Raw genomic sequence first — 2,874 nt, 5'->3', positions numbered from 1 at the left:
CCTTCGATGCGCAGTTCCTCAGCATCAGCGCGGTGCTTGGCGGCGTGAAGGACATCCGCGATGCGGTCGAACGCGCCACGGCGGCGCGCGACGGCCTGGAGCAGCGGCGCACGATCGTCTTCGTCGACGAGGTGCACCGCTTCAACAAGAGCCAGCAGGATGCCTTCCTGCCGCATGTGGAATCGGGGCTCTTCACCTTCATCGGCGCCACCACCGAGAACCCCTCGTTCGAGGTCAACTCGGCCTTGCTTTCGCGCGCGGCCGTGTACGTGCTGCAACCGCTCACCGAGGCCAACCTCAAGCAGATCGTGGCCAAGGCGCAGGCCATCCAGGCAGTGCCGGGCATCGAGGACACGGCCATCGACCGGCTCGTCGCCTATGCCGACGGCGATGCGCGGCGCCTGCTCAACACGCTCGAGACGCTGGCCGTCGCGGCCCGCGCCGAGAAGCTCGGCCACATCACCGACGAATGGCTGCTGCGCGTGCTCGGCGAACGCATGCGGCGCTACGACAAGGGCGGCGAGCAGTTCTACGACACCATCAGCGCGCTGCACAAGTCGGTGCGCGGCAGCGACCCCGACGCCGCGCTCTACTGGTTCGTGCGCAYGCTCGACGGCGGTGCCGATCCGCGCTACATGGCGCGCCGGCTGGTGCGCATGGCCAGCGAGGACATCGGCCTGGCCGATCCGCGCGCGCTGCGGCTCGCGCTCGACGCCGCCGAGGTGTACGAGCGCCTGGGCACGCCCGAGGGCGAACTCGCGCTGGCCGAGTGCGTGGTCTACCTCGCGATGGCGCCCAAGTCGAACGCGGTCTACGCCGYCTACAACGCCGTGCGCGCCCTCATCAAGAAGGACAGCACCCGCCCGGTGCCGATGCACCTGCGCAACGCGCCCACCAAGCTCATGAAGGACCTCGACTACGGCAAGGGGTACCGCTACGCGCACGACGAGGAGGGCGGCTTTGCCGCGGGCGAGCGCTACCTGCCCGATGGCCTCGAGGGCCAGGTTTTCTACCAGCCCGTCGAGCGCGGGCTTGAAATCCGCATCGCGGAGAAGCTGCGCGAACTGCGCCGCCTGAACGGCCAGCGCGAGGAGTGATACGCCTTTTCACCATGCGCGTACGCCATGCATGACTTCACTCGCATACAGCATGGCGTGAGCGGGTAAACCCCGGGCAAGGCGCACCAAATCGGCGCTGGTGGGTGCTTACAATCCCGCCCACAAATCAGCCAGCGGCACATGTTGGCTGGTTTTTTGCTTATCAAGCCAAGGTGCCAAACCGGTGCCAAGGTGGGTGAACAGCACCCCGCAACGGTGCAACAAATAGGGAACGCGTTATGGAAATATTGCTGCAGCAGATCATCAACGGTCTGGTCCTGGGCAGCATGTATGCCTTGATAGCCTTGGGCTACACCATGGTGTACGGCATCATCAATCTGATCAATTTTGCGCACGGCGAAGTGCTGATGGTGGGGGCGCTCACGAGCTGGACCATCATCGGGCTCATGAAGGAATCCATGCCCGGCACGCCCGGCTGGCTGATCCTCATCATCGCGCTGATCATCGCCTGCATCGTTGCAGCCACGCTCAACTTCGTGATCGAGAAGGTCGCCTACCGGCCGCTTCGCAACAGTCCCAAGCTCGCACCGCTCATCACGGCCATCGGCATGTCGATCCTGCTGCAGACGCTGGCCATGATCATCTGGAAGCCCACCAACAAGGCCTATCCCAACCTGCTGTCGACCACGCCCATCGAGGTGGGCGGCGCGGTGATCTCGCCCACGCAGGTCATGATCCTGAGCGTCACGGCGTTCTCGCTCGTGGTGCTGATGTGGCTGGTCAACTACACCAAGCTCGGCCGCGCGATGCGCGCCACCGCCGAGAACCCGCGCGTCGCGGCGCTGATGGGCATCCGGCCCGACATGGTCATTTCGGCCACCTTCATCATCGGTGCCGTGCTCGCGGCCATCGCGGGCGTCATGTACGCCTCCAACTACGGCATCGCGCAGCACGCGATGGGCTTCCTGCCCGGCCTCAAGGCCTTCACCGCGGCGGTGTTCGGCGGCATCGGCAACCTGGCCGGCGCGGTGGTCGGCGGCATCCTGCTCGGGCTGATCGAAGCCATCGGCTCCGGCTACATCGGCACCCTCACGGGTGGCGTGCTGGGCAGCAACTACAGCGACATCTTCGCTTTCATCGTGTTGATCGTCATGCTCACGCTGCGGCCCTCGGGCCTGCTCGGCGAGCGCGTGGCGGATCGGGCCTGAGGAGCAGCACACCATGAAGAACAGCAAGAACCTCGCGCTCTACATCCTGGGCGTCGTCGCGGTGCTCGCACTGCCGATCTTCCTGCAAAGCCAGGGCAACGCCTGGGTGCGCATCGCCGACATCGCATTGCTCTACGTGATGCTCTCGCTCGGCCTGAACATCGTCGTCGGCTATGCCGGCCTGCTCGACCTGGGCTATGTGGCCTTCTTTGCGATCGGGGCCTACCTGTTCGCGCTGATGGGCTCGTCGCACCTGTCCGACACCTTTCCGTGGTTCAAGGCCATGTTCCCGAACGGGCTGCACACCTCGCTGCTCATCGTGATACCGCTGGCGCTCGTGGTGGCCGGCATGCTGGGCGTGCTGCTCGGTGCGCCCACGCTCAAGCTGCGSGGCGACTACCTGGCCATCGTGACGCTCGGCTTCGGCGAGATCATCCGGGTGTTCCTGAACAACCTCGACCAGCCGATCAACATCACCAACGGACCCAAGGGCATCACCGCCATCGACTCCGTCAAGTTCTGGGGGCTCGACCTCGGCAAGGCGTGGAAGTTCGACGGCTTCTCGATCTCCTCGGTCACGCTCTATTACTACCTGTTCCTTGCGCTGG

General features: G+C 65.1%; 3 protein-coding genes. All 3 read left to right on the top strand.

The window, feature by feature from the left end; all coding sequences use genetic code 11:
- On the top strand, nucleotides 1-1,097 hold a 1,097-nt coding region (locus tag AC1DOC_RS27580; protein WP_478130910.1), incomplete at its 5' end, for a replication-associated recombination protein A.
- A 239-nt stretch (nucleotides 1,098-1,336) separates the two neighbouring features.
- On the top strand, nucleotides 1,337-2,266 hold the full coding sequence (locus AC1DOC_RS27575; RefSeq protein WP_012746435.1) for a branched-chain amino acid ABC transporter permease: 930 nt from the start codon (nucleotides 1,337-1,339) through the stop codon (nucleotides 2,264-2,266).
- A gap of 13 nt (nucleotides 2,267-2,279) precedes the next feature.
- Nucleotides 2,280-2,874 (top strand): ABC transporter permease subunit (locus tag AC1DOC_RS27570; protein ID WP_478130909.1); only part of this gene is annotated, 595 nt, incomplete at its 3' end.

It is taken from the genome of Variovorax sp. 01T439_2, from assembly GCF_056398445.1.
This window is presented reverse-complemented; position numbering and strand designations above follow the sequence as displayed.

What these genes read in the sequence shown, in the direction of transcription:
- AC1DOC_RS27575 (WP_012746435.1), top strand. Translation starts at nt 1,337, where the DNA reads ATGGAAATATTGCTGCAGCAGATCATCAACGGTCTGGTCCTGGGCAGC.